Consider the following 24,724-nt stretch of genomic DNA (forward strand, 5'->3'; position numbering starts at 1 on the left):
GGGAGACAACAAACATGATCGAATTGAATGAAAAAGGCATTGTAAAAATAGACGGTGACGTATCATCACCAAAAGGCTTTGAAGCAAAGGGGATTCATATTGGATTACGCTATTCAAAAAAAGACCTTGGACTGATTGTCAGTGAGGTGCCGGCAGCGAGTGCAGCGGTATATACACAAAGTCACTTTCAAGCTGCACCTCTACAAGTCACTCACAAAAGCTTAAAAAAGACAGGGCAATTAAAAGGTGTCATTGTCAATAGTGCCATCGCCAATGCATGTACTGGTGAGCAAGGTTTGAAGGACGCATACGAAATGCAGGCAGCCTGCGCAGATATGTTAGGGGTAGAACCTGATTACATTGCTGTTTCTTCTACTGGTGTCATTGGAGAGTGTCTCGATATGGATAAAGTCAAAAAAGGCATCTCGCAGCTGAAAGAAGCAAAAGCAGGAAATGGTCATTTTGAAGAGGCAATCTTAACAACAGATACAGTCATTAAAAATACAACATACACCCTGACGATAAACGGCAAAGAGATTCTGATTGCAGGTGCAGCAAAGGGCTCTGGCATGATTCATCCGAACATGGCAACGATGCTTGGCTTCGTGACAACGGATGCAAATGTCGAACAGGAAGCCCTGCAAAACGCACTTCGTGACATTACCGATGTGACCTTTAATCAAATTACCGTCGATGGGGAAACATCGACAAACGATATGGTACTCGTAATGGCAAATGGCATGGCAGAAAATGAAGCACTCAATGAAAAGCATCCAGAATGGCCATTGTTCAAAGAAGGATTAAAGCTAGCTTGTGAGGATCTTGCCAAAGAGATTGCAAGAGACGGAGAAGGTGCAACGAAATTAATTGAAGCGCAAGTTGCTGGCGCCAAAAATAATTTAGAAGCCGGCATCATAGCGAAGAAAATCGTTGGTTCAAGTCTTGTGAAAACAGCCGTCTACGGCACCGACGCCAACTGGGGGCGAATCGTTGGAGCCATTGGTCATAGTGCAGCTTCCGTCACACCACAAGCGGTAGAAGTTTATTTAGGCGGACAATGTCTGTTTAAACATAATGAACCGCAGCCATTCTCAGAAGAGGAAGCAAAAGCGTATCTAGAGCAGGATGAGATCACGATTTTGATTCAAATGAATGAGGGAAATGGTAAAGCAGCAGCATGGGGCTGTGACCTTACCTATGATTATGTGAAAATTAACGCGAGCTATCGCACATAATGAAGGAGATAGACATGGATAAAACGATCGTATTTAAGTGTGGAGGCAGTGTCATTCGAGAACTTTCAGATACCTTTTATGAAAATGTCCGCTCACTTCAAGCTGCTGGATTTAAGCTGGCTATCGTCCATGGTGGAGGTCCTGAAATCACTAGCATGCTGCAAAAATTAGAAGTGAAAACAGAATTTGTTGACGGGCAGCGCAAAACAACGAAGCCTGTGTTAGAGGTAGCCGAAATGGTCCTCTCGGGAACGGTCAATAAATACTTTGTGTCAGAGCTCGCAAAGCATGATATCTCATCTGTCGGCGTGTCTGGGAAAGATGGGCAGATGCTTGTCGCGGATTTCCTCGATCAAGACGTGTACGGATACGTTGGTGAAATCAAAGAAGTCCATCCAGAGATGGCAGAAGCATTAATGGAAAAACAATTTATTCCTGTGATTGCACCGCTGTCTATGACAGAAGAATGCCAAACGTTAAACGTAAACGCTGATTTAGCAGCATCAGCTGTCGCAGGAGCCATGAAAGCTGATAAGCTCATGTTTGTCACAGATGTAGAAGGCATTTTAAAAAATGGTGAGCTTTTAGATGTCGTCACCGAACAAGAAGCCCTTTCACTCATTGATGAAGGCATTATTTCCGGGGGAATGATTCCAAAAGTGCAATCCGCTTTGAGTGCTTTATCAGGAGATGTGGATGAAGTCATGATCGTGAATGGCAAAGGCAGTATCTTTACAGGGGAAACCTTTAAAGGAACAAGAATTGTGAAACAAAAGGAGGCGGTCCTGTGAGTCATCTCTTTCAAACGTATGGACGGTGGAATGTTGAAATTAAAGAGGCAGCAGGTTCTTGGGCAGTCGATACAAATGAAAAAAAATACTTAGACTTTATACAAGGCATTGCGGTTACAAATCTAGGCCACAATCACCCAAAGGTCAATCAAGCCATCAAGAAGCAGCTTGATCACGTCTGGCATGTATCGAATCTATTTGAAAATGGACTGCAGGAAAAAGCAGCAGAAAAGCTTGCGGCAAACAGTTCAGGAGACCTCGTGTTTTTCTGCAATAGCGGAGCTGAGGCAAATGAAGGTGCGATCAAATTAGCGCGTAAAGCAACAGGGAAAACAAATATCGTGACATTTTTGCACTCTTTTCATGGGCGCACGTATGCTGGTATGGCTGCTACAGGTCAAGATAAAATTAAAACTGGCTTTGGCCCTATGCTGGAAGGCTTTCATTATGTACCGTTTAATGACCCAGACGCTATTGCCACGAGTGAAGTCGATGATGTGGCAGCGGTGATGCTTGAGGTTGTGCAAGGAGAAGGTGGAGTAAATCCAGCGACAGCAGAATTTCTAGAAGCCGTTCAAGCGTTTTGCCAAAAGCATGAAGCACTGCTGGTCGTAGACGAAATTCAAACGGGTATTGGACGTACAGGAACAGCGTTTGCATACGAACAAACGGGACTTGATCCTGATATTATCTCTTCTGCTAAAGGCTTAGGAAACGGCTTCCCAGTCGGTGCGGTCATAGGGAAAAAGGCTTTAGGAGATGCATTCTCACCAGGTTCACACGGAACAACCTTTGGTGGCAACATGCTTGCCATGGCCGCAGTGAATGCAACACTCGATGTCATTTTCAAAGAAGAGTTTCTTTCAGAAGTCAAAGAAAAAGGCGCTTATCTGTTAGAAAAGCTGCAAGATCTGAAACAACTGAATATTGTAAAAGAAGTACGCGGAAAAGGATTGATGGCAGGGATTGAATGTCATCAGCCAGTCGGTGATTATATCACAGCTCTTAGAGAACAAGGGTTGCTGGTACTTCCAGCTGGTCCAAATGTGATTCGGTTATTACCTCCGCTGAATGTAGAAAAAGCAGAAATAGATCATGCAATAGAAGCGATTACTCAGGTTTTAGCAAATGAAGCAGTGACGGTATAAATTTTTTTACACCAAAACGCATAAAAATGCATTTATATTACTAATTATTCAATTTGGGGTGACACAAGCATGAAAGGTTATTTAAATTTAGAAGATGGAGCCTCTTTTGAAGGAGATCTGACAGGAGAAGCTGGCATGACAGGTGAAGTGGTTTTCTTTACAGGGATGACAGGTTACCAAGAGGTGCTCACAGATCCTTCTTATAAGGGACAAATCATTGTTTTCACATATCCACTCATCGGAAATTACGGTATTAATCATGAAGACTTTGAGAGCAAAAAACCACAAGTGAAAGCTGTCGTTGTGTATGAAGCAGCTGATAATTTCTCTCATCATCTTGCAGCGGTTAGCTTAAAAGATTATTTACAGAAGTGGAACATTCCGCTTCTGACGCATACAGATACACGTGCAGTCGTGCAAAACATCCGGGCTAATGGGACGATGAACGCTGTGATCAGTGTAGACGAAAACGAAACACCGCCGGTCATGAAACAAGACAATGTGGTCGCACAGGTGACAGAGGACGAGATCTACACACAAGGCAGCGGCGAGGAACATGTAGCGCTCATTGATTTTGGCTTTAAAAAATCAATTGCAGATTCGCTTGAAGCGCGCGGCTGTAAAGTAACCGTCATTCCGTACAAACAGCTGGAAAAGGTGTTTGAGATCAAGCCAGATGCGATTCTGCTGTCAAATGGACCTGGTGATCCCAAAACAATGAAGCCATATTTAAAAATCATTCATGACATCATGATGACCTTCCCGACACTTGGAATCTGCTTAGGTCATCAATTAATCGCTCTCGCACTTGGCGGGGATACGTATAAGCTTCCATTTGGCCACCGCGGGGCGAATCACCCTGTACAAGATACAGAATCCAAACGTGTTTTCATGACAAGTCAGAATCACAGCTATGTGGTGAATGAAAAAAGCATGAATGACAAAGAAGTGGACGTGAAATTCCTTCATGTCAATGATGGATCTGTAGAAGGTTTCATTCATAAAGAGAAGCTAATTATGTCAGTTCAATTTCATCCAGAAGCACACCCAGGTCCTGCTGAAAGTGAATGGGTATTCGATGATTTTATTGAGAAAGTGAAACAAGCAAGGAGAGAAGTTGCACATGCCTAAAGATCAAAGCATACAAACCATTCTAGTCATCGGGTCTGGTCCAATCATCATTGGTCAGGCAGCAGAATTTGATTACTCAGGAACACAAGGATGTATGGCCTTAAAAGAAGAGGGCTACAAAGTCATTTTAGTGAATAACAACCCAGCAACCATTATGACAGACGAATCATTTGCTGATGAAATCTATTTTGAACCGCTTTCAGTTGATTCAGTGACAAGAATCATCGAAAAGGAAAAACCAGATGGTCTTTTAGCCAACCTTGGCGGACAGACCGCTTTAAACCTTGCTGTCGAGCTAGAAAAAGCCGGTGTGCTGAAGAAGCATGGGGTAACCCTGCTCGGAACGTCAGTTGAAACAATTGAAAACGGTGAAGATCGAGAGAAATTCCGTGCTCTCATGAAGCAGTTGAACGAACCTGTGCCAGATAGTGAAATTGTGGATAATGCGAAAGATGCCCTTCAATTTGCAAAAGAAGTAGGCTTCCCAGTCATCCTAAGACCAGCATACACACTTGGCGGAAAGGGCGGCGGAATTGCTTTAACAGAAGAAGCGTTTAAACCGCTCATTGAAGGAGCCCTTTTAGCGAGCCCGATTCATCAGTGTTTAGTTGAAAAAAGCATCGCTGGCTTTAAAGAAGTCGAATATGAGGTCATGAGAGACCGTCAAAATACGTGTATTACGGTTTGTAATATGGAAAATATCGATCCAGTTGGTGTGCATACAGGAGACTCGATTGTCGTTGCACCTTCCCAAACATTAACAGACCAGGATTATCAAATGCTTCGTTCAGCGAGCCTGAAAATCATTTCAGCACTGGATGTAGTCGGCGGATGCAACATCCAATTCGCCCTTGATCCACTCAGTAAAGAATACTTTGTCATTGAGGTGAATCCACGGGTCAGCCGTTCATCTGCTCTTGCCTCTAAAGCAACAGGCTATCCAATTGCTAAAATGGCGGCAAAGCTTGCGGTAGGCTACACGCTAGACGAACTCAAAAACCCGCTCACAGGCACAACTTATGCTAGTTTCGAGCCGGCACTCGATTATGTCGTCGTGAAATTCCCACGCTGGCCGTTTGATAAATTTAAACAGGCAGATCGTCAATTAGGAACAAAAATGAAGGCGACTGGCGAAGTCATGGCGATTGACCGTAATTTAGAGTCAGCCATTCAAAAAGCCGTCGCCTCCCTTGAAATCAAAACAAAGGGCTTCCATCTGCCAGAATTGAAAGACCAATCGACTGAACAACTATTTGAACTTATCAAAACACCAGACGATCGACGTTTCTTCGCTGTCATGGAGCTTCTTTCAAGACAAGAAACGGTCGAAACGATTCATCAAGCGACGAAAATTGATCTATTCTTCTTACATGTGTTCAAGAATATGATCATTCTCGAACAGGAATTGAAGAACCATGAGGGAACGCTCTCAAAAGACACCTTGAAAAAGGTAAAGGAAAAGGGCTTCCTGGATGAAACGATTGCTCTTCTTACAGGCCACAGTGAAGAGGCCATTAGACAGCTTCGTCAAGAATATGACATTACGGCTTCATTTAAAATTGTCGACACATGTGCGGCAGAATTTGATGCAAAAACGAACTACTTCTATTCCACATACTTTGGCAAAAGTGATGGAGAGCATCAGGAGAAAACAAAGCAACGTGCACTCATCATTGGCTCTGGTCCGATTCGAATTGGGCAGGGAGTCGAGTTTGACTATAGTGCAGTTCATGGCGTTCTTACCCTGCAAAAGCTTGGCTTTGAAACCATCATGATGAACAACAATCCAGAGACGGTCAGTACGGATTATGAGATCGCAGATCGTTTATATTTTGAACCCATTACATTAGAGCACATCTTAAACGTTGTCGAAGCAGAAAAAATTGATTTCGTCATCGTCCAATTTGGCGGACAGACTGCCATCAATGTAGCAGAAGGCTTAGAAAAAGCCGGTGTCACGTTGTTAGGTACATCCTTTGACACGCTAGATGCGCTCGAAGATCGTGATTTGTTCTATCAGCTTCTTGATGAACTGAATCTTCCTCATGCAGAAGGAAATACGGCTGACTCAAAAGAAGAAGCACTCGCACATGCCAGAATCATTGGTTACCCTGTGTTAATTCGCCCATCGTATGTCATTGGCGGAATGGGGATGATCGTTGTCCAGTCAGAAGCACATTTGACATCATTGCTTGATCAGCCAGATCATTTGCCGTACCCGATCTTAATTGATGAGTATGTCACTGGAAAAGAAGTTGAAGTGGATCTGATTTCTGACGGAAAAACGACCTTCATTCCAACGATCGTGGAGCATATAGAGAAAGCGGGCGTCCATTCAGGTGACAGCTTTGCCATTTTACCAAGTGTCTCCATCAGCGAAGACATCAAACAGCAGGTGCATACTGCGTCCGAACAAATAGCGAAGAAATTAGCGTTTAAGGGCATTATGAATATCCAATTTGTGATCAAAGGGGATCAGGCGCTTGTACTAGAGGTAAATCCGCGGGCAAGCCGGACGGTTCCAGTCGTCAGCAAAGTAATGGGCATTGACATGATTCCGCTTGCGACTCAATTATTAGCGGGTGCGACGCTTGAAGAACTGAACCCTGCAACGAAAAACAAAGGGGGAACAGCGGTCAAATTCCCAGTCTTCTCATCACATGCCATTCAAGATATTGACTTAAAGCTGACACCTGAAATGAAAGCGACAGGAGAAGGAATGTGTGTAGGCAAGAACGCCGAAAGCGCTTTGAAAAAAGTGTTTGCGTCAATCTGGCATCAGAAAGGCAGCCTCTTTATAAAAGGCAGTGAACAATTGGTAGATAAAGCGAAACATGCAGGCTTTGACGTCTGGACGGACAGCTTTGAAACTTGGCTGCAAAACGAAGATAAGTCGCTTCATATCCATTTAGGGGAAGATGAAGAGGCAAAAGAGCAGCGTGTAAAAGCACTCACACATGGCGTCCAAGTTCTAACCGAAGATGAAACAGCTCAAGCATTCCTGCAAGGGAAAAATGGAGATGTATCACCAGTATCGCTCAAAGAATTATATAAAAAGGAAGTGACGGCATGAGTCAAGTCGACGTGCAACCGGCATTATACGGAAAAGACTTTTTATCGTTAAAAGATTTCTCAATCAATGACATTGCTTATTTAATTGAAAAAGCGGAAGAAATGAAACAAAATCCCTATCAGGATTTATTCAAAGGGAAAACGTTAGCGATGATCTTTGAAAAATCGTCAACTAGAACCCGTGTATCGTTTGAAGCGGGAATGACGCAGCTAGGAGGACATGCGCTCTTCCTCAGCTCAAATGATTTGCAAATTGGCAGAGGAGAAACGATCAGTGATACGGCACAAGTGCTGTCTGGCTATGTAGATGGCATTATGATTCGGACCTTTGAACATGAGAAGGTCGAGGAGCTAGCACAATACGCGTCTATTCCTGTCATCAATGGACTGACTGACTACTCCCATCCATGTCAGGCACTTGCTGATTTATTGACAATCAAAGAAGTAAAAGGAACATTAAAAGGAATCAAAGTAGCCTATATTGGTGACGGAAATAACGTGGCTCACTCCTTGATGGTTGGCTGTGCGCAGCTAGGCTGTGACATTGCTGTTGCATCACCAGAAGGCTATGAACCGCTCCAAGAAGTAACAGACACGGCACGTGAGTTTGCAAAACAATCAGGCGCAGAAGTCATCGTTACGACAGACCCTGTCGCTGCTGTTCAAGATGCAGATGTCATTTATTCCGATGTGTTTACAAGCATGGGGCAGGAAGAAGAAACAGAGAAACGTCTTGCTGAATTTAAAGAATATCAAGTCAATGACGAACTAATGAGTTATGCAGCAAAGGATTATATTTTCCTTCATTGTCTCCCGGCACACCGCGGAGAAGAAGTGACAGCAGACATTATTGACGGGCCGCACTCAAAAGTTTTTCAGCAGGCAGAAAACCGTTTGCATGTACAAAAAGCGTTAATCAAAGAGCTCATGTATCAACAAACCAATTAAATGAAAAGTGTCCCTGACTCGTAGGAGCAGGGACTTTTTGCATAAAGGATTGGAGAGGCAAGTGACGGGACATAATAACATCATCGAGAAAGGAGGATGGGAATGGGTCAGAAGCATCAATTTAAATCAGGGAATAAAGCACCGAATAATGGTGTGTATATCGAGATCGGTGAAACCGGCAGTATGGTGAAAGATCCTTTAAAGATTAAGCTTCAAGCAGGCGACGTCTTTCCGGATAACTCGAACCATAATCGTGTTTGGACCTACCAAAGAAAGCCATAAGCAATTGACTAAGAGTCAGAAGGAATAAGTCTTTAGAGGCATGTGTCATGCCTCTTTTTTCTTTATAATAAAAATCAATTAAGTTCCAATTTTCAAAAAACAGTATAAAAAAAAGAAAATTTAAGGTAAAATATGTAATTGGAATATATTGTTGAAAGGATTTGTGTGATGGAAAAGACGAATCTCAGTGAAAGTGTTTGGAATAAACGCTTCACCTCATTATTCATATCAAGACTGATTAAAAACACAGGAGAAAGTTTTGCTTTTACATCCGTCCTTTGGCTATTGATTTTGAGAGGGGATGGAGCACTCGGTACAGGACTTCTCCTAGCAGTAACCGTTCTTCCTTCATCTTTGTTAGCCCCAATACTAGGACCTCTTATGAAAAAGCACCATTTGTCTAAATGGATGTTCGCTTCAGACGTCGTTCGAGCAACAATTGTACTCATTATTCCGCTTCTGCATTTTTCGCATCTATTGCCTTTATGGTTATTGATCTCATTAATGGTTATTCAATCGGCAACAGGTGCAGCATATAATCCAGCCTCTGTGGCCATTTTACCGCAGATTGTTCCGAAGCATCTGATTCAAAAAGCAAATGCCATCCTGCAATCTTCTTTTGAGATTGTCGCACTTGCAGCAGTCATGGTGGCTGGTCTCTTGGTCAAATTAATCGGACCTGCAGATACCCTGCTCATCACCACTGCCTTATTCATCATATCCGGCCTGTTTATTATCGGCGTCAAACTAAAGAAAACCGATGAAGAAAAAGCAGCAGGCATTAAACAAGCAAAGAATACATATTTGTATAACTTAAAAAGAGGTTTTCTCGTCGTTAAAAATCATCACATTTTATTTGCACTGACGCTGTATTGTATTTTAATGAATGTCGCCGCAGCACCGTGGCAGGCACTATCTGCTGTATACGTAGCAGAAGCACTGCAAAGCGATTCCATGGTGTATTCCATTTTAAGAGGTGTTGCCGCAGTCGGCGCGTTTATGATGGGCTTTGCTCTAGCGAAAGTGAAAATTAAGAGATTTGGTTTGTTCTTTATTGTCGCTGGTATGATTGAAGGAGCTGCGTTCTTTATCACAGGGATGAGTACATGGCTGCCGGTCGTTCTACTTGCATCCTTTATATTCGGTGCCGCCGTTAGTGCGATCAATGTACCGGAAATGGTCATTATTCAAACGTCTGTCGACCAAGACGATCAGCCGCAAGTATACGCCGTGATCAATGCTTCATCAAATGTTTTTCTCCCGCTTGCAGCTGTCGTATCAGGTGTTCTGGCAGAAAGGTTTGGAGCAGGACCTGTCATTGCTGGCGGTGGGGTCCTTGAAATTTTATCTGGTATCGCGATCTTCCTGTTTACAGGGCTTGCGAAAAGCCATTTGACAGCAGACAAACAGAAGTCCGAAACCGTCGAGGTGTAATCGATAAAAAAACCCCCTGTGGCTGCAGGGGGTTTTAGCGTACCGCTTTTCAATCAAAAAGAAAAAGAGCTAAAATCAACATCATTTTAGCTCTTCCTCAGCAATCAAGTCTTACGTATTAAGAGTGTTTTGTTGAACTTTCCGTTTCTTTCATTGGACTTACTTCAGCAAAGATGAATAAAATAACCGTAAACACCACTGCAAGAATAGAAGTCAAAGTAAAGTCATAAGCAGCGCCATTCATCGAGGCAACGATGTAACCAGCCATATGTGTCAGCAGAAAAGTCCAAATGAGGGTGATAATATAATGCATAATCCCACCGTCCTTTATGTAACAATCTATTGATTATCATACCATAGATACGAGTGAGGGGAAAAGACTGTTTTAGCCTTTATGTGACCATTTTAAGACCTTCTGCTATAAAAATAAAAAGAATTCTTCTCTCTTTAGGGGATTTCCTTATTCCTACAAGAGTTGTTGTTCATATCATAGAAAGCAGAATCACTGAAAGGAGGCTGGCCATATGGGTGTAAGCGAACGGTTTTTCCAGCTTGGTTCCCAGTGGAACGTCATTCACCTTCCTCAAAAACCAAATGGCTTTGGCATTCTTATCCTCGGTGACCGAAATCACTTTGTGCAGGAAAATACATCATTCTGGCTTCAGCACTATGGAAGAAACCAGCTTTTAACTGCCTTAAAGGATGAAGGATATACATTGTTTAATAGTCATCTTCATGGGAATCACTGGGGATGCGAAGATGCTGTTTTTAGTGCAAAGCAGCTCGTTCATCACACATTAAAACAAGAAATATTAAACCGGGAAATTCATGTGCTGGCAGAGGGGATGGGCGCACTCGTTGCCATGAGCCTTGCTGAAGAGATGCCAGAAGTGCTAAGGTCCATTGCGCTCGTGAATCCATGTCTGCATCTCTATGCACAACGAGAAAGAGAAAAGGAACACAAATTCTTTTATAAACAGCTGATCAAAGAATTAGCGAAAAGCTACGGCTGCTCTGAAAAGGAAGCGGAAACGTACCCGCTCCCTGCTTGCCCTGTTCATTCTGCTCATGTACCGATTCACATATGGCAAAGACTAAACGGCGCACCGTATGCATATGAACTGCATGCAAAGCCTTTTATAGATCAGCATATGAAGAATCCAGAGCATTGTCAGATCGATCTCACCTTGCATATGTTTGATCATCCGAGAAGAATCTTTCAATCCATTCACAAGTTTTATAAATCGCATGAAAGAGAATTGTGATGAATAGGATGATAACAGCCCTTCATGGAAAGGGCTCTTCTTTTTATTCGATAAGCTAAAAAAGGGGACATGAACATGGAAACAGGACTGATCATAGGGGCAGATGAATTTTTTGGTCTAGCGCTGTGTGAATATATGATGAAAGAGGGCATTCAAGTGGATATCACATGTCCTCATGATCATACAGAAGAGCAAAAGATGTTATTAGAAGAGCGAATGATGTGGCTCGGCAGAAATGATCTCTTCCGTGTCATTGACCTTCAGGATGGAAAAGACACGTATGACCTCATCTTTATTCAATCAGAGGAATCAGATAAACGACACAAAGACATGAAAGCGAAGCATGGCATGTACCGGGTTCTTTACGAAAAAACCGAAGACGAATCGTCCAATCAGAATGTGCCGGCTGTTATTCTCCCTCGCATGTTCGGACCATGGGCACTTAATAAAGAAAGAACTAAGCGTGATGAAGCATTTTTTGTAGAAGATGTGGCAAGGGATTTGTTCAAGTGGGCATCGGGCACTGAACAAAGACAGGAAACACATGAATTGAAGGTAGAAAGACAAACGGATGACAAACAAGCAGAAGAAATGATGGTAGAATGGAAAAGACAAAACTCAACATTTTTCGACAAAAAGCAAGAATGATCTTCCATCTTATCTTTTTTCAGTATAAAATAAACCTATATTTAACATACAGGTTCATGCCTGCATGTGGCAAAGGGAGTTGAACATGGCATGAAGTATCAGCGGCTTGTCATGATCTTTTCGTTCCTTCTCCTATTATCTGCCTGCTCACAGGCACCTTTAAAAGGACAGATTGAGAAGGTGGGTTTACTCGTCCCCGATACAATTAATGATCAAGTTTGGGGAACGAAAGGTTATAAAGGCTTATTAAATATTCAATCAACATTTGGTGTAGATGTTTATTATAAGGAAGGAATGGTCGACAAAGAGAAAATCGTTGATGCCATTGAAGAATTTCACAAAAAAGGAGTCAATTTGATTATTGGCCATGGTAATGAATACAGCGAAATTTTCAACTTAATTAGTGAAGATTATCCGAAAACACAATTTATCACGGTAAATGGAAACAAGCCTCAGGCGGATAATGTCGCGAATGTGACGTTTAAAGGTGAAGCGATGGGCTTTTTCGGAGGCATGACAGCAGCACATATGTCAAAATCAAAAAAGATTGGTATTCTTGCTACATATGATTGGCAAAGCGAAGTAGATGGCTTTATCAAAGGTGCAAAATATCAAGATGAACATGTACAAGTGCTTGCCGAGTTTGTCGAAAACTGGGATGATGCTGACAAAGCCGTGGAGCTCTATCAAAAATTGAAAAAGCAGGGCGTAGATGTTGTATATCCAGCAGGCGATGGTTATAATATCCCTGTCATTGAACAAATCAAAGCCGATAATTTATCAGCGATCGGATATGTCACTGATCAATCCAACCTCGGCAGTCATACCGTCTTAACAAGCACAGTCCAGCATGTGGATAAAGCGTACACTATTATTGCGAAGAAATTTAATGAAGGCAAGCTAAACGAACAAGGTGACTACTCCTTTGATTTTAAAGAAGGAGTGATCGAAATGGGGAAATTTAGTTCCACCATTGACCGTGCTTTTGTGAAAGATATTGAAAGTGATATTGCGACTTACAAAAAAACTGGCAAACTGCCAAATGAAAAGTGAGGATACGACGATGCAGCACGAAAAATCGATGGAGTTTTTACAAATTGCCATGAAGTATTTTCCGCAGGCAAAAGAAGAATTAGATAAAGCGGGTATTCAGCTTGAGCCCGAAGCTCTTCAGCCGCTTTTATCATTGTTTACATCTGTCATGCAAGAGGCATATGAGCTTGGGAAAGCAGATGCAGAATCAGAAAAAGCCACAGAATAGTGGCTTTTTTTATGATAATTTTTTCTTGAAGGCACTAATCATAGGGCCAACATCTTTAAACACAGGCTTCAGTTCATCGATGGAGTTCATAATGTTCCCAATTTGATTCATGACATGCATGTAATCAATTGAGTCTTCACTTGGAGATGTCTCCTCACGTTCCTCCTTTGCTTCTGTCTTGCTTTTCTCCTTTTCAAGCGGCTGGCCAAACATCATAGCCGAAAAAATATCTTTTTGCGCCATATCACATGCTCCTTTCTACTATCGGTATATCAATAATCTATGAAAAAAGTGAGAGGAAAGGTTAGACGTTTGTATTGCCAAGGAGAAAAAAATAAGGTAAAATTAGTACCAGATACTAATATAAGATCACAATATCACATGCTCGTATGAGTAAAAGGAGTCTTATTCAATGAATGCTGGAATTATTGGCCTTGGCCGCTATATACCTGAAAAAGTGTTAACAAATCTTGATTTAGAAAAAATGGTTGAAACTTCTGACGAATGGATTCGTACTAGAACAGGTATAGAAGAAAGAAGAATTGCTTCTGATGATGTCAATACATCTCATATGGCGCTTGCTGCTGCAAAAAAAGCATTAGCTGACGCAGATGTGGCTGCAGAAGATATCGATATGATTCTTGTGGCGACAGTCACGCCAGATCAAGCATTTCCGACAGTCGCTTGTATGATTCAAGAGCAGCTCGGTGCACATAAAGCATGTGCAATGGATATTAGCGCTGCGTGTGCTGGCTTTATGTATGGGCTTGTTACTGGAAAACAATTTATCGAATCAGGAACTTTCAAGCACGTGCTCGTCGTTGGCGTTGAAAAGCTTTCTCGCATTACCGACTGGGATGACCGCAATACAGCTGTTCTGTTTGGAGATGGAGCAGGTGCTGCTGTGTTAGGAGAGGTCAGCGAAGGGAAAGGAATTCTCTCATTTGAGCTTGGAGCCGATGGAAGAGGCGGGAAGCACTTGTACTTAGATGAAAAAGATCATACAATCATGAATGGACGAGAAGTATTTAAATTTGCTGTAAGACAAATGGGCGAGTCAAGCGTAAACGTCATCGAAAAAGCTGGACTATCAAAAGAAGACGTTGACTTCTTGATTCCGCATCAAGCAAATATTCGCATTATGGAAGCAGCCCGCGAACGCCTAGAGCTGCCAGTTGAAAAAATGTCGAAGACAGTCCATAAATATGGAAACACATCAGCAGCATCTATTCCAATTTCACTATGTGAAGAAATCGAAGCCGGAAAAATTCATGACGGCGATGTGATTGTAATGGTTGGTTTTGGTGGCGGATTAACGTGGGGCGCAATCGCTATGCGATGGGGCCGATAAAAGAGTGAGGTGCACAAATTAATGGATAAAAAACGAGTAGTTGTTACAGGATTAGGTGCTTTGACACCTCTTGGCAACGATGTAGAGTCAACATGGAAAAATGCTGTAGCAGGTGTATCAGGAGTTGGACCAATTACACGTGTCGATTCAAGTGAATATACCGCAAAAGTAGCAGCAGAACTAAAAGATTTTAACATTGAAGATTACATGGAGAAAAAAGAAGCACGAAAAATGGCACGCTTCACGCAATATGCAGTCGTTGCTGCTCAAAAGGCGCTAGAAGATTCACGTCTTGAAATCACAGATGAAATCGCACCGCGTGTTGGTGTATGGGTTGGGTCTGGTATTGGCGGACTTGAAACATTTGAAGAGCAGTTTGAAGTGTATTCAAATAAAGGAGCAAGACGCGTAAGCCCATTCTTCGTTCCAATGATGATTCCAGATATGGCAACAGGCCAAATTTCAATTGCACTTGGCGCAAAAGGGGTTAACTCTTGTACAGTGACAGCATGTGCAACAGGGACAAACTCAATTGGTGATGCATTTAAAGTCATTCAGCGCGGAGATGCAGATGCGATGATCACAGGCGGAACAGAAGCGCCGTTAACAAAAATGTCATTTGCTGGTTTCTGTGCGAACAAAGCTCTTTCGACAAATCCTGATCCAGAGACAGCAAGCCGTCCATTTGACAAAAACCGTGACGGATTTGTTATGGGAGAGGGTGCAGGGATTGTCGTTCTTGAAGAACTCGAGCATGCGTTAAAACGCGGTGCGACAATTTATGCAGAAATTGTTGGATATGGTTCAACTGGAGATGCGTATCATATTACAGCGCCGGCTCCAAACGGAGAAGGCGGCGTCCGCGCAATGAAAGAAGCGATTCGAGATGCTGGTTTGTCTGTGGAAGAAATTGATTATATCAATGCCCACGGAACAAGCACACCTTACAATGATAAATTTGAAACAATGGCCATTAAAGAAGTGTTCGGAGAGCATGCGAATCAGCTTGCCATCAGTTCGACAAAATCAATGACAGGTCACTTACTTGGCGCAGCAGGCGGAGTAGAAGCTATTTTCTCTGTTCTTGCGATTAAAGACAGCGTCATTCCTCCAACCATTAACCTTGAAACACCGGATGAAGAATGTGATCTAGATTATGTGGCAAATGAAGCACGTTCAAAAGAAGTACAAGTGGCTCTAAGTAACTCACTTGGCTTTGGCGGACATAATGCGACAATTATCTTTAAAAAATACGAAGCGTAATATTTCCTAAGAAGGCGGCGATCTATAAACAGATCGCCGCTTTTTTGCATATGATGAAAATGGAGGTGTTTAGCGGTATGGGTCTAGTCAATACACAATATCTCATTCATCAATCATCATCATTTCAGGAGCTGGCATCGCGCTTTATTCCTTATTTTAAAGGGGCAGAGGAAAAAGAATGGTCCTCTATTCTCTCCCACCTGCAGCATCACGGAATGATTCGGTCTTTTAGATCATGCAAAGACATGATCGACAAGCTCAAAGAAAAAGGGTACTTCCAGCTCGTCATGAAAGAATACCAAACGCTGCAAAAGCAGTGGAAAGGCCCTGACATTCCTGTCTTTATTTTGCCAGTCAATGAGAGCAGCAAAGAAATTAGAGAACAATTTTTTTATCAATCCGGCATGGCATTTGACGACAAGGTCTTTCTCTTTTTGTCGCCAAATACTCCGAAAGAACGTATCGGTACATTGCTGACTCATGAATATCACCATGTATGCAGGTTGCATTTTCTCACGAAAGAAGAAAAAGATTTTACATTCCTTGATACAATCATGATGGAGGGGCTCGCTGAATATGCTGTGTATCATAGATACGGAGAAAGCTATACAGCCAAATGGACCACTCTCTATGACGAAACGCAGCTTCAGCACTTGTATAAGAAATGGGTATCCAGTCATCTTGATCAAAAAGTGCAGGACGACGAAAGACTGATACAGAACCTCCTTTATGGAAAAGGGAACTACCCCAAAATGCTTGGTTACGCCACCGGGTTTTATATTGTGAAAAAGTATTTCAGTGAGCACCGAATCAGCGAGGAGTCTATGATTGCAGAGCCGTCCGAAACTTTTTTAAAGGCGGTAGACTCATAAAGTGAATGATTCACATAAAAAGAGACATATTACAAATTTACTAAATTCTTCTTGATTTTGTCATAACAATGTAATAATATACAAATATAAATTTTGATAATTCTTTTTATTCAAAAAAGACAGAATTTTTTATTCATTTCTATTGTCTATGGAGAAAGGGGCGAATGAATGACCAAGCTGCTCGAAGTGCAAAACTTAAAAACATATTTTTTTCGAAAAAAAGAACCGATACCTGCTGTTGATGGCGTTGATTTCAGCATCAACAGAGGAGAAACTGTCGCGTTAGTCGGTGAGTCTGGATCTGGTAAAAGCATTACGTCCTTATCCATTATGGGGTTGATAAACGGCACTGGTGGAAAAATTATGGACGGTTCCATCAAGCTTGATGGAAAGGACCTAGTTACATATGGTGAAAAGGAATTATGCAGCATTCGTGGTAATGATGTATCTATGATCTTTCAGGAACCCATGACCTCACTTAATCCCGTCCTAACCATCGGGGAACAAATAACAGAAATCCTCATCTATCACAAAAAACTTTCAAAAAAAGAAGCGACGAAAAAAGCGATTGATCTGCTGAAGATTGTTGGTTTTTCCAGACCGGAACAAATCATCAAAGATTACCCGCACCGTTTATCAGGCGGCATGCGGCAAAGAGTGATGATTGCCATTGCGCTAAGCTGCGATCCGAAGCTTCTCATTGCAGATGAACCGACAACTGCCCTAGATGTAACGATTCAAGCCCAGGTGCTCACATTGATGAAAGATTTATGCACGACATTTGGTACATCTATTCTTCTCATTACTCATGATCTAGGTGTCGTGTCTGAAGTGGCAGATCGAGTCATTGTCATGTACTGCGGACAGGTTGTTGAAAATGGGACCGCCGAAGAATTATTTGATCAACCGCTTCATCCTTACACAGAAGGGCTGCTTGAATCGATTCCTGTCATTGACGGAGACATACAGCCGTTAAGGGCGATAAAAGGGAATGTCCCTGCGCCAGATCAGCTTCCAGCCGGCTGCCGCTTTGCTCCTAGATGCCCGCAAGTGAAGGAGCGCTGCCTAGGAGAGCTGCCTAAGCTGAGGACATTTGAGAATGGCAGAAGCGTCAGATGCTTCTTATATGAGGAGGCAGACCATACATGACCCTTGCTCAAAATCAACCACAGCCAACAGATCTAACAGAGAAAGAAACCATCCTTGAACTGAAACAGATCCGAAAACATTTTCCGATTAAAGCGGGCGTCTTTCAGAAGAAAGTCGGTGCAGTCAAAGCTGTTGACGGCATAGACTTGAAGATTTATAAAGGTGAAACGTTAGGCATTGTTGGGGAGTCAGGGTGCGGTAAATCTACACTAGGCCGGACAATGATTCGCTTATATCAGCCAACTGACGGTCAAATCTTTTTTAAAGGGCAAGATATCTCCCGCGTATCAGAATCAAAGCTAAGACAATCAACACGAAAAAACATCCAAATGGTTTTTCAAGATCCCTTTGCATCACTCAACCCTAGAAAAACACTTCGAAGCATCATCAAAGAACCCTACAAAACACATCACTTATATTCCTTAAAAGAAAGAAATGAAAAAGTAGAACAGCTTTTATCAAAGGTGGGCCTTCATCCAAGCTTTGCAAATCGCTACCCTCACGAATTTTCTGGCGGGCAGAGGCAGCGAATCGGCATCGCTCGTGCGCTTGCCATGAATCCCGAAATGATCATCGCAGATGAGCCGGTATCAGCACTTGATGTATCCATTCAGGCGCAGGTGATTAATCTGATGGAGGAGCTTCAGGAGGAATTTGACCTGACATATCTATTTATCTCTCACGATTTAAGTGTGGTCAGGCACATTAGTGATAGAGTCGGCGTGATGTATCTGGGCAAAATGATGGAGCTTGCCGATAAGCACAGCCTGTATGATGAACCGCTCCATCCATATACACAGGCACTGCTTTCTTCTGTTCCTGTTACCCGTAAAAAGGGTCAGATTAAAAGAGAACGTATCATGCTTCAAGGCGATCTGCCAAGTCCTGCGAATCCGCCAAAAGGCTGCGTATTTCACACAAGATGCCCGCATGCGAAGGAAATCTGTAAAGAAAAAATACCAGCATTTCAGGAATTAAAAACAAACCACTTCGTTGCCTGCCACCTCTACGACGCTTAATCAGCTTGGAAGATCTCATCTTTGAGAGGGGGGATGAAGCGGCATCTGTCGTCATTTCTAAAAAAGGATAGGGGGAATTGTATATGAAAGGTAGAAATAGAAAACCCATTTTGGTCAGTTTACTGCTGATCTTTACACTCATGCTTGCGGCTTGCTCTAGTGGAAATAAAACATCTGGAGACAGTGAAAAGAAATCAACTGGAAAACCTGTACAAGGCGGAGACCTTGTCATCGGTTCAATTGCAGAGCCTACGTTATTTAACTCGCTGTATTCAACAGACGTGGCAAGCTCTGATATTGAGGAAAGAATCTACAGCTTCTTACTTCAAACGGACGGAAAGCTGAACCCTCAGCTATCGCTGGCAGAGGATATTAAAGAATCTGATGACGGCAAGCAGTTTGATGTGACCATTAAAAAAGGCGTAAAGTTTCATGATGGTGAAGAACTGACGGCTGATGATGTTGTGTTTACATACAGCATTCCGATCAATAAGGACTACAATGGAGAGCGCGGATCAGGCTTTGAAGTATTAGATTCCGTTAAAAAGACAGGGGATTACTCAATCGAATTCAAGCTCAATAAAAAAGATCCCTATTTCTATAATGTCACATTAGGAAGCTATGGCATTTTGCCTAAGCATATTTTAGGTGATGTGCCTGTAAAGGATCTCGGTGAAAATGAATTTAACCGAAAAAATCCAATTGGTTCAGGTCCATTTAAATTTGCCGAGTGGAAAGAAGGAGACTACGTTAAACTAGAAGCCTTTGACGATTATTGGGATGGACGTCCATACCTTGATACCGTCACGATTAAAACCATTCCTGATCAGAATGCAGCGATTGCCCAGCTGTCAGCAGGCGATATTGATTTCTTTGCTGTACCGGGAGCAGAGCTGCAAACAGCTGAAAAAGTCAGCAACATTAAAATTGAATCTGATCTAGGGCTCAATTATTCATACATTGGCTGGAACCAGAAAAATGATCTCTTTAAAAGTAAAAAGGTCCGCCAAGCGCTGACACATGCCATTGATCGTCAAACGATTGTCGATCAAGTGTTAGACGGAGACGGCAAAGTAGCCAACATTCCAGAAAGTCCGCTGTCATGGAACTATCCGAAGAATGATCGTGTTCCAGTATTTGAGTTTGATCAAGAAAAAGCGAAAAAGATACTGAAAGAAGAGGGCTGGGAGGATACAGATGGAGATGGCTATCTTGATAAGAACGGCAAAAAATTCTCCTTTGTCATAAAGACCAACCAAGGAAACAAAGTCCGTGAAGACATCGCTGTCGTTGTCCAGCAGCAGCTCAAAGAAATTGGTGTTGAAGCGAAGCCGCAAATTGTGGAATTCAGTGCACTCATTGAGCAGACGACACCGCCTAAGTGGGATTACGATGCGCTGCTGCTCGGCTGGAGCCTTGCCACATTCCCTGATCAATTCAGCATCTTCCACTCAAGCCAGTCAGAAAAAGGCTTGAATAACATCTGGTATAAAAATGAAGAGGTCGATAAGCTGTTAGTGGATGCTAAGAACTTAAGCGATCGAAAAGAATATTCAAAGGCATATGAAAAAATTTATGAACTGATCGCAGAAGATCAGCCATATACGTTCCTTTATTATGCCAACTCACATCGCGCGATGCCATCTAATCTCCAAGGCTACTCTTACCACCCGAAAGATGAGTATTACAAAATCGAGAAATGGTGGATTGAACAGTAGGCTGTTAGTGAAGAGGGGGGGTCTCCCCTTTCAGCGTGAAGACAAACCCTTCTATTCGGCGTCAGTCCGGCGCGCTGGTGCTCACGATGATTTCATTCACCAAGCACCAGTTAGATTTTAAGGGTTCTCATATCACGCTGCAATGAAGACAGAGGGCTAAAATAAAGACTATTTTAGCCCTTTTTCATCACAGTATGGCGATCCGATGAAAAAGGAGTTGTGCATATGGTTACATATATCATTAGAAGGACACTGCTTTCCATTCCCATCTTATTTGGGATTACTATTTTGTCCTTCGCCATTATGAAAGCAGCACCAGGCGATCCAATGTCACTCATGATGGACCCGACCATTAGTGCCGCAGACCGGGAAGCCTTTATTGATAAGTACGGCTTGAACGATCCTGAATATGTGCAATATATGAAATGGCTTGGCAATATGCTTCAAGGTGACTTTGGCACTTCCATTGTTAAAAAGGGAACGCCCGTGGCTGATTTGATTTTTGCCCGGCTGCCAAATACCCTCATCCTCATGATCTTTTCTACATTAGTCGCACTGATTATCGCCATCCCATTTGGTGTTCTTTCAGCAAAACGTCCATATACAAAGCTTGACTATGGCATTACGGTTACATCTTTTATCGGACTGGCTATTCCGAACTTTTGGTTTGGACTCATTCTGATTATGGTTTTATCTGTGAATCTAGGATGGTTCCCGACAGGCGGTGTTTCTACCTTAAATGCCGATTTTAATGTGTTTGACCGGCTCCATCACATCATTTTACCAGCCTTTGTTTTAGCAACTGCTGATATGGCAGGGCTCACCCGGTACACAAGGTCGAGTATGCTTGATGTCATGAGGCAGGATTATATTCGCACCGCAAGAGCGAAAGGCTTTCGAGAAAACAAAGTCATTTTCAAGCACGGGTTAAGAAACGGTCTTATGCCTGTCATTACGATTTTCGGATTGATGGTTCCATCCTTTATTGGCGGCGCAGTCGTGGTGGAACAAATTTTCACTTGGCCAGGGCTTGGAAAGCTGTTCATCGATTCTGCCTTTTCGAGAGATTATCCGGTCATTATGGCGATGACTGTTATTTCCGCAGTGCTCGTGGTGGTTGGAAATTTAATAGCGGATATTCTATATGCGATCGTTGATCCGCGTATTGAATATTAGAAGGGAGCTGAAGCACAATTGGCACAGCCTAATATGGGAACACCTCCTGTTGATCTCAAATTAAAAGAGGGTCTTCCGCCAAAGCCAGAGACGATGCTGCGTTTATTTTGTGAGAAATTTTTCAAAAATAAACTGGCGGTTGCCGGCTCCGTGATCTTATTGGTCATTATCTTTTCAGCCATTTTCGCTCCAGTGATTGCCCCTTATGCACCAGAGCAGCAAGATTTATTGAAGCGGCTCCAGCCGCCAAGTGCTGAGCATTTGATGGGAACTGACAAGTTTGGCCGAGATATTTTCTCAAGGGTGCTTTATGGAGCGAGGGTCTCTCTGCTAGTTGGCTTCGTCTCAGTGGTCGGGGCGATCACCATTGGCACCGTCGTTGGAGCGGTAGCAGGGTATTTCAAAGGATTTGTTGATTCTATCTTAATGAGATTTGTTGATGTGGTATTGTCGATTCCTGACATTTTTCTATTGATCACGCTTGTCACCATTTTCAAACCGGGCATTGATAAATTGATATTAATCTTTGCTTTGACCGGCTGGACCACAACCGCGAGACTGATCCGCAGTGAATTCTTATCACTACGAACAAGAGAATTCGTACTTGCGGCGAGAACCATTGGAACGAAAAACCATGTCATCATCTTTTCGCATATTTTACCGAACTGTATCGGTCCTATTATCGTGTCAGCTACACTTAAAGTAGGTTCCGTCATTTTAGCCGAATCAACGCTGAGCTATCTAGGGTTTGGCATACAGCCGCCAACAGCAAGCTGGGGCAACATGCTGCAAGATGCACAAAACTTCTCGATTATGGTGCAAGCGTGGTGGTATCCGCTCTTCCCAGGTTTACTGATATTGCTGACCGTTTTATGCTTTAATTTCTTAGGAGATGGGCTGAGAGATGCGCTTGATCCTAAAAAGCTAAAGTAATGCCTCATTTTTTATGACAAGATGAAAGGGACTCTGCGACACGCACTTTGTTTTCTTTATAAAATAAAAAAATGCACGCCATCATTCGCTCCGCTTGAAGTTTTGATAAAGTTGGAATAATTTCTCTATCCCTTGCCCATACTGTGGACAACAGTTTTTAAAAAGTGAGGGATTGGTTATGTTATTTCTTCATGACGTATGGGTGAATTGGTTTGAAGGGGAAGAAAATGGCTACAATGTGTGTCATTTTCATGAGTGGCGTAAGGAGGACAGTGTGGAGCTGTTAGATCAAGTGCCTTTACTCAAGGTGCAGAGTCCTTTGTTTGATTACATAGAGAATGATCTTTCAGAACTGCCGAAGACGCTGCTAGAATCTGTCTTTGAGAAATCATATATTCGAAAAAATCATGAACGGCGTAAACTAGAATATTGCTTTGTGGTCACGGACGGTATCCGGATTATTGCTGTGGATACGATTGGGTATTCCATTCCTGTGAGGAAAAGCCGCTTAATCCCAAGGCAGGAGCAATTGGTGTATGAGATGGTGAAAGATGTGAAGGCTGAGGAATATGAATTTTCTCTGGATAGTCTTGAGTCGGCGAAGGAGTATCATATTTTGTCTTTGCCGCCGCAGCACATCAGCGGATTAACGAGAAAAGAAAGACAGTTGAAGCAGCTAATGTTTATGGCGCTCGATCAATTAAAAGGTCTTCAAAACAGAGCAGAAATTGCGTATTGGTATACGGAATGGAACCCGCGCATGTACAATCAAATCAAACGAATGTCATTCGAAGAGATTTGGAACATGCTTTACAATGAAACCATTGATGGATGGTCAGAGAATCATTTAGCATTTTGTGAAAAAATGATTAAGGGACAGCCGTTTTTTGAAAAGCTTTGGGAAATGGAAAACGAATCAAAAGTGAATTAGAAAAAGCTTGCAGCGTGATGTGCTGCAAGCTTTTTTTATTTGCGTTTTCTGCCAAGACCCATCGCATTCTCCATTTTTTTCAGCATTTTGTTTGCTGCGCGGTTTGCTTTTTCAGCACCTTCGTCAAGAATGCGGTCAAGCTCGTCTGACTCAATGAGTTCATAGTACCGATCTTGTATTGGTTTTAAAGCATCAACGACTACGTTCGCAAGATCTCCCTTAAATTCACCATACCCTTTGCCTTCATACTTTTGCTCAAGCTCTGCAATCGATACGTTGCCTAATACAGAATAAATCGTCAGCAAGTTGGCAATACCAGGCTTGTTCTCTTTGTCATACTTGACGATGCCTTCAGAATCCGTCACAGCACTTTTAATTTTCTTTTCAAGCTGCTTTGGTTCATCTAATAAGGTAATGAAGGATTTTTGGTTCGGATCGGATTTGCTCATCTTTTTCGTTGGATCTGTTAAAGACATAATCCGAGCGCCTTCTTTTGGAATTTTCACTTCAGGTACAGTGAAGATGTCATTGTATTTTCGATTAAAACGTTCAGCAAGCGTTCTAGTCAATTCAAGATGCTGCTTTTGATCTTCTCCAACAGGGACTAAATCAGTACCATATAATAAGATATCGCCAGCCATTAATGGAGGATACGTTAATAGGCCTGAAACAACCGCTTCCTTACCAGCGGATTTGTCCTTAAATTGGGTCATTCTTTCTAATTCCCCAATATAAGCAACACATTGCAGCATCCATCCTGCCTGGGCGTGAGCAGGTACCTCTGATTGGATAAACAATGTCGCCTTCTCTGGATCAAGTCCAACTGCCAAATAAAGAGCTGCTAAGCTTCTAATATTTTGGCGAAGAGCTAGCCGGTCCTGACTCACCGTAATCGCATGTTGATCGACTACACAAAAATAGCCATGATAATCATGCTGCAAATCGACAAATTGCTTCATTGCTCCAATATAGTTCCCTAAAGTCACAGAACCGCTCGGCTGAATGCCAGAAAAAATTGTCTTCTTTGTCATACTAAAACCTCTTTTCTTCAATATAAAAAGGCCCACCCGTCACTTTTCAACAGAAAAGGGACGAAT

24 protein-coding genes and 1 other annotated feature (1 of these 25 only partly in view) are annotated in these 24,724 nt (G+C 42.5%); of the genes, 21 read left to right on the forward strand and 3 right to left on the reverse strand.

The annotated features are described in order from the left end of the window. Positions 1-14 precede the first annotated feature (14 nt). The 8 genes from argJ (at position 15) to C6344_RS01185 (ending at position 10,041) form a co-directional block, all read left to right on the forward strand. Positions 15-1,235 (forward strand): bifunctional ornithine acetyltransferase/N-acetylglutamate synthase, encoded by a 1,221-nt coding sequence (gene argJ, locus C6344_RS01150; protein ID WP_106048731.1) that lies wholly within the window; start codon positions 15-17, stop codon positions 1,233-1,235. A 14-nt stretch (positions 1,236-1,249) separates the two neighbouring features. Continuing rightward, positions 1,250-2,026, forward strand: coding sequence for an acetylglutamate kinase (gene argB, locus C6344_RS01155; protein WP_034663330.1), 777 nt, complete (start codon positions 1,250-1,252; stop codon positions 2,024-2,026). Beyond that, entirely contained in the window at positions 2,023-3,174 is a 1,152-nt protein-coding gene (gene argD, locus C6344_RS01160) for an acetylornithine transaminase (protein WP_106072662.1), read from the forward strand. Before argB ends, argD begins: the two co-directional genes overlap by 4 nt. Positions 3,175-3,243: 69 nt before the next feature. Next, complete coding sequence (locus C6344_RS01165; RefSeq protein ID WP_106048729.1) at positions 3,244-4,305, forward strand: carbamoyl phosphate synthase small subunit; 1,062 nt, start codon at positions 3,244-3,246, stop codon at positions 4,303-4,305. Then, a complete protein-coding gene (gene carB, locus C6344_RS01170) occupies positions 4,298-7,378 on the forward strand; it encodes a carbamoyl-phosphate synthase (glutamine-hydrolyzing) large subunit (RefSeq protein WP_060595991.1) in 3,081 nt (1,026 codons plus the stop codon). The genes C6344_RS01165 and carB overlap by 8 nt, the downstream gene beginning before the upstream one ends. Next, complete coding sequence (gene argF / locus C6344_RS01175; RefSeq protein ID WP_060595992.1) at positions 7,375-8,325, forward strand: ornithine carbamoyltransferase; 951 nt, start codon at positions 7,375-7,377, stop codon at positions 8,323-8,325. The genes carB and argF overlap by 4 nt, the downstream gene beginning before the upstream one ends. Before the next feature lie 102 nt (positions 8,326-8,427). Beyond that, positions 8,428-8,607 carry a YjzC family protein gene (locus tag C6344_RS01180; protein WP_034663316.1) on the forward strand — a complete coding sequence of 60 codons (180 nt, stop codon included), beginning with the start codon at positions 8,428-8,430 and terminating at the stop codon, positions 8,605-8,607. Between the two features lie 168 nt (positions 8,608-8,775). Continuing rightward, the gene (locus tag C6344_RS01185; protein WP_034663308.1) at positions 8,776-10,041 is read left to right on the forward strand and encodes an MFS transporter; all 1,266 of its coding nucleotides are present in this window, start codon (positions 8,776-8,778) and stop codon (positions 10,039-10,041) included. Between the two features lie 118 nt (positions 10,042-10,159). Here C6344_RS01185 and C6344_RS01190 read toward each other — a convergent pair whose 3' ends face one another. Further along, the gene (locus C6344_RS01190) at positions 10,160-10,354 is read right to left on the reverse strand and encodes a YjzD family protein (RefSeq protein ID WP_003211779.1); all 195 of its coding nucleotides are present in this window, start codon (positions 10,352-10,354) and stop codon (positions 10,160-10,162) included. Between the two features lie 211 nt (positions 10,355-10,565). Here C6344_RS01190 and C6344_RS01195 point away from each other — a divergent pair, with 211 nt between their 5' ends. From C6344_RS01195 to C6344_RS01210, 4 genes are all read left to right on the forward strand, one after another. Beyond that, positions 10,566-11,306 carry an alpha/beta fold hydrolase gene (locus C6344_RS01195; protein WP_060595993.1) on the forward strand — a complete coding sequence of 247 codons (741 nt, stop codon included), beginning with the start codon at positions 10,566-10,568 and terminating at the stop codon, positions 11,304-11,306. Positions 11,307-11,381: 75 nt separating this feature from the next. After that, entirely contained in the window at positions 11,382-11,954 is a 573-nt protein-coding gene (locus tag C6344_RS01200; protein WP_106048728.1) for a nad binding enzyme, read from the forward strand. A 90-nt stretch (positions 11,955-12,044) separates the two neighbouring features. Next, positions 12,045-13,007, forward strand: a complete 963-nt coding sequence (locus tag C6344_RS01205) for a BMP family ABC transporter substrate-binding protein (protein ID WP_034663299.1) — start codon at positions 12,045-12,047, stop codon at positions 13,005-13,007. Between the two features lie 10 nt (positions 13,008-13,017). Then, complete coding sequence (locus tag C6344_RS01210) at positions 13,018-13,215, forward strand: ComZ family protein (RefSeq protein ID WP_003211983.1); 198 nt, start codon at positions 13,018-13,020, stop codon at positions 13,213-13,215. Between the two features lie 9 nt (positions 13,216-13,224). Here C6344_RS01210 and C6344_RS01215 read toward each other — a convergent pair whose 3' ends face one another. After that, positions 13,225-13,458 carry a hypothetical protein gene (locus C6344_RS01215; protein WP_034663296.1) on the reverse strand — a complete coding sequence of 78 codons (234 nt, stop codon included), beginning with the start codon at positions 13,456-13,458 and terminating at the stop codon, positions 13,225-13,227. 169 nt (positions 13,459-13,627) lie between these two features. Here C6344_RS01215 and C6344_RS01220 point away from each other — a divergent pair, with 169 nt between their 5' ends. The 9 genes from C6344_RS01220 (at position 13,628) to C6344_RS01260 (ending at position 23,627) form a co-directional block, all read left to right on the forward strand. Next, entirely contained in the window at positions 13,628-14,566 is a 939-nt protein-coding gene (locus tag C6344_RS01220; RefSeq protein ID WP_012009552.1) for a beta-ketoacyl-ACP synthase III, read from the forward strand. A 21-nt stretch (positions 14,567-14,587) separates the two neighbouring features. Then, a complete protein-coding gene (gene fabF / locus C6344_RS01225; RefSeq protein WP_060595995.1) occupies positions 14,588-15,829 on the forward strand; it encodes a beta-ketoacyl-ACP synthase II in 1,242 nt (413 codons plus the stop codon). 77 nt (positions 15,830-15,906) lie between these two features. Next, a complete protein-coding gene (locus C6344_RS01230) occupies positions 15,907-16,701 on the forward strand; it encodes a DUF2268 domain-containing putative Zn-dependent protease (protein WP_106072663.1) in 795 nt (264 codons plus the stop codon). A gap of 168 nt (positions 16,702-16,869) precedes the next feature. Further along, the gene (locus tag C6344_RS01235) at positions 16,870-17,850 is read left to right on the forward strand and encodes an ABC transporter ATP-binding protein (RefSeq protein ID WP_106036693.1); all 981 of its coding nucleotides are present in this window, start codon (positions 16,870-16,872) and stop codon (positions 17,848-17,850) included. After that, complete coding sequence (locus C6344_RS01240) at positions 17,847-18,869, forward strand: ABC transporter ATP-binding protein (RefSeq protein WP_066031039.1); 1,023 nt, start codon at positions 17,847-17,849, stop codon at positions 18,867-18,869. Before C6344_RS01235 ends, C6344_RS01240 begins: the two co-directional genes overlap by 4 nt. A gap of 83 nt (positions 18,870-18,952) precedes the next feature. Next, positions 18,953-20,587 carry a peptide-binding protein gene (locus C6344_RS01245; protein WP_060595998.1) on the forward strand — a complete coding sequence of 545 codons (1,635 nt, stop codon included), beginning with the start codon at positions 18,953-18,955 and terminating at the stop codon, positions 20,585-20,587. A gap of 225 nt (positions 20,588-20,812) precedes the next feature. Further along, positions 20,813-21,763: an ABC transporter permease gene (locus C6344_RS01250; protein ID WP_060595999.1), complete on the forward strand. Its 951-nt coding sequence runs from the start codon at positions 20,813-20,815 to the stop codon at positions 21,761-21,763. Between the two features lie 33 nt (positions 21,764-21,796). Further along, positions 21,797-22,696 carry an oligopeptide ABC transporter permease gene (gene opp4C / locus C6344_RS01255; RefSeq protein WP_081311422.1) on the forward strand — a complete coding sequence of 300 codons (900 nt, stop codon included), beginning with the start codon at positions 21,797-21,799 and terminating at the stop codon, positions 22,694-22,696. A 178-nt stretch (positions 22,697-22,874) separates the two neighbouring features. Next, positions 22,875-23,627 (forward strand): YjbA family protein, encoded by a 753-nt coding sequence (locus C6344_RS01260; protein ID WP_060596001.1) that lies wholly within the window; start codon positions 22,875-22,877, stop codon positions 23,625-23,627. A gap of 35 nt (positions 23,628-23,662) precedes the next feature. Here C6344_RS01260 and trpS read toward each other — a convergent pair whose 3' ends face one another. Beyond that, positions 23,663-24,658 carry a tryptophan--tRNA ligase gene (gene trpS / locus C6344_RS01265; protein ID WP_060596002.1) on the reverse strand — a complete coding sequence of 332 codons (996 nt, stop codon included), beginning with the start codon at positions 24,656-24,658 and terminating at the stop codon, positions 23,663-23,665. Between the two features lie 53 nt (positions 24,659-24,711). Then, positions 24,712-24,724: a binding site (T-box leader), on the reverse strand; it runs 206 nt beyond the window's last position.

Origin of the sequence: Bacillus sp. GBSW19 (genome assembly GCF_002998655.1) — a bacterium.
Classification (GTDB): domain Bacteria; phylum Bacillota; class Bacilli; order Bacillales; family Bacillaceae; genus Bacillus.

What these genes read in the sequence shown, in the direction of transcription:
- argJ (WP_106048731.1), top strand. Translation starts at nt 15, where the DNA reads ATGATCGAATTGAATGAAAAAGGCATTGTAAAAATAGACGGTGACGTA.
- argB (WP_034663330.1), top strand. Translation starts at nt 1,250, where the DNA reads ATGGATAAAACGATCGTATTTAAGTGTGGAGGCAGTGTCATTCGAGAA.
- C6344_RS01165 (WP_106048729.1), top strand. Translation starts at nt 3,244, where the DNA reads ATGAAAGGTTATTTAAATTTAGAAGATGGAGCCTCTTTTGAAGGAGAT.
- carB (WP_060595991.1), top strand. Translation starts at nt 4,298, where the DNA reads ATGCCTAAAGATCAAAGCATACAAACCATTCTAGTCATCGGGTCTGGT.
- argF (WP_060595992.1), top strand. Translation starts at nt 7,375, where the DNA reads ATGAGTCAAGTCGACGTGCAACCGGCATTATACGGAAAAGACTTTTTA.
- C6344_RS01180 (WP_034663316.1), top strand. Translation starts at nt 8,428, where the DNA reads ATGGGTCAGAAGCATCAATTTAAATCAGGGAATAAAGCACCGAATAAT.
- C6344_RS01185 (WP_034663308.1), top strand. Translation starts at nt 8,776, where the DNA reads ATGGAAAAGACGAATCTCAGTGAAAGTGTTTGGAATAAACGCTTCACC.
- C6344_RS01190 (WP_003211779.1), bottom strand. Translation starts at nt 10,354, where the DNA reads ATGCATTATATTATCACCCTCATTTGGACTTTTCTGCTGACACATATG.
- C6344_RS01195 (WP_060595993.1), top strand. Translation starts at nt 10,566, where the DNA reads ATGGGTGTAAGCGAACGGTTTTTCCAGCTTGGTTCCCAGTGGAACGTC.
- C6344_RS01200 (WP_106048728.1), top strand. Translation starts at nt 11,382, where the DNA reads ATGGAAACAGGACTGATCATAGGGGCAGATGAATTTTTTGGTCTAGCG.
- C6344_RS01205 (WP_034663299.1), top strand. Translation starts at nt 12,045, where the DNA reads ATGAAGTATCAGCGGCTTGTCATGATCTTTTCGTTCCTTCTCCTATTA.
- C6344_RS01210 (WP_003211983.1), top strand. Translation starts at nt 13,018, where the DNA reads ATGCAGCACGAAAAATCGATGGAGTTTTTACAAATTGCCATGAAGTAT.
- C6344_RS01215 (WP_034663296.1), bottom strand. Translation starts at nt 13,458, where the DNA reads ATGGCGCAAAAAGATATTTTTTCGGCTATGATGTTTGGCCAGCCGCTT.
- C6344_RS01220 (WP_012009552.1), top strand. Translation starts at nt 13,628, where the DNA reads ATGAATGCTGGAATTATTGGCCTTGGCCGCTATATACCTGAAAAAGTG.
- fabF (WP_060595995.1), top strand. Translation starts at nt 14,588, where the DNA reads ATGGATAAAAAACGAGTAGTTGTTACAGGATTAGGTGCTTTGACACCT.
- C6344_RS01230 (WP_106072663.1), top strand. Translation starts at nt 15,907, where the DNA reads ATGGGTCTAGTCAATACACAATATCTCATTCATCAATCATCATCATTT.
- C6344_RS01235 (WP_106036693.1), top strand. Translation starts at nt 16,870, where the DNA reads ATGACCAAGCTGCTCGAAGTGCAAAACTTAAAAACATATTTTTTTCGA.
- C6344_RS01240 (WP_066031039.1), top strand. Translation starts at nt 17,847, where the DNA reads ATGACCCTTGCTCAAAATCAACCACAGCCAACAGATCTAACAGAGAAA.
- C6344_RS01245 (WP_060595998.1), top strand. Translation starts at nt 18,953, where the DNA reads ATGAAAGGTAGAAATAGAAAACCCATTTTGGTCAGTTTACTGCTGATC.
- C6344_RS01250 (WP_060595999.1), top strand. Translation starts at nt 20,813, where the DNA reads ATGGTTACATATATCATTAGAAGGACACTGCTTTCCATTCCCATCTTA.
- opp4C (WP_081311422.1), top strand. Translation starts at nt 21,797, where the DNA reads ATGGGAACACCTCCTGTTGATCTCAAATTAAAAGAGGGTCTTCCGCCA.
- C6344_RS01260 (WP_060596001.1), top strand. Translation starts at nt 22,875, where the DNA reads ATGTTATTTCTTCATGACGTATGGGTGAATTGGTTTGAAGGGGAAGAA.
- trpS (WP_060596002.1), bottom strand. Translation starts at nt 24,658, where the DNA reads ATGACAAAGAAGACAATTTTTTCTGGCATTCAGCCGAGCGGTTCTGTG.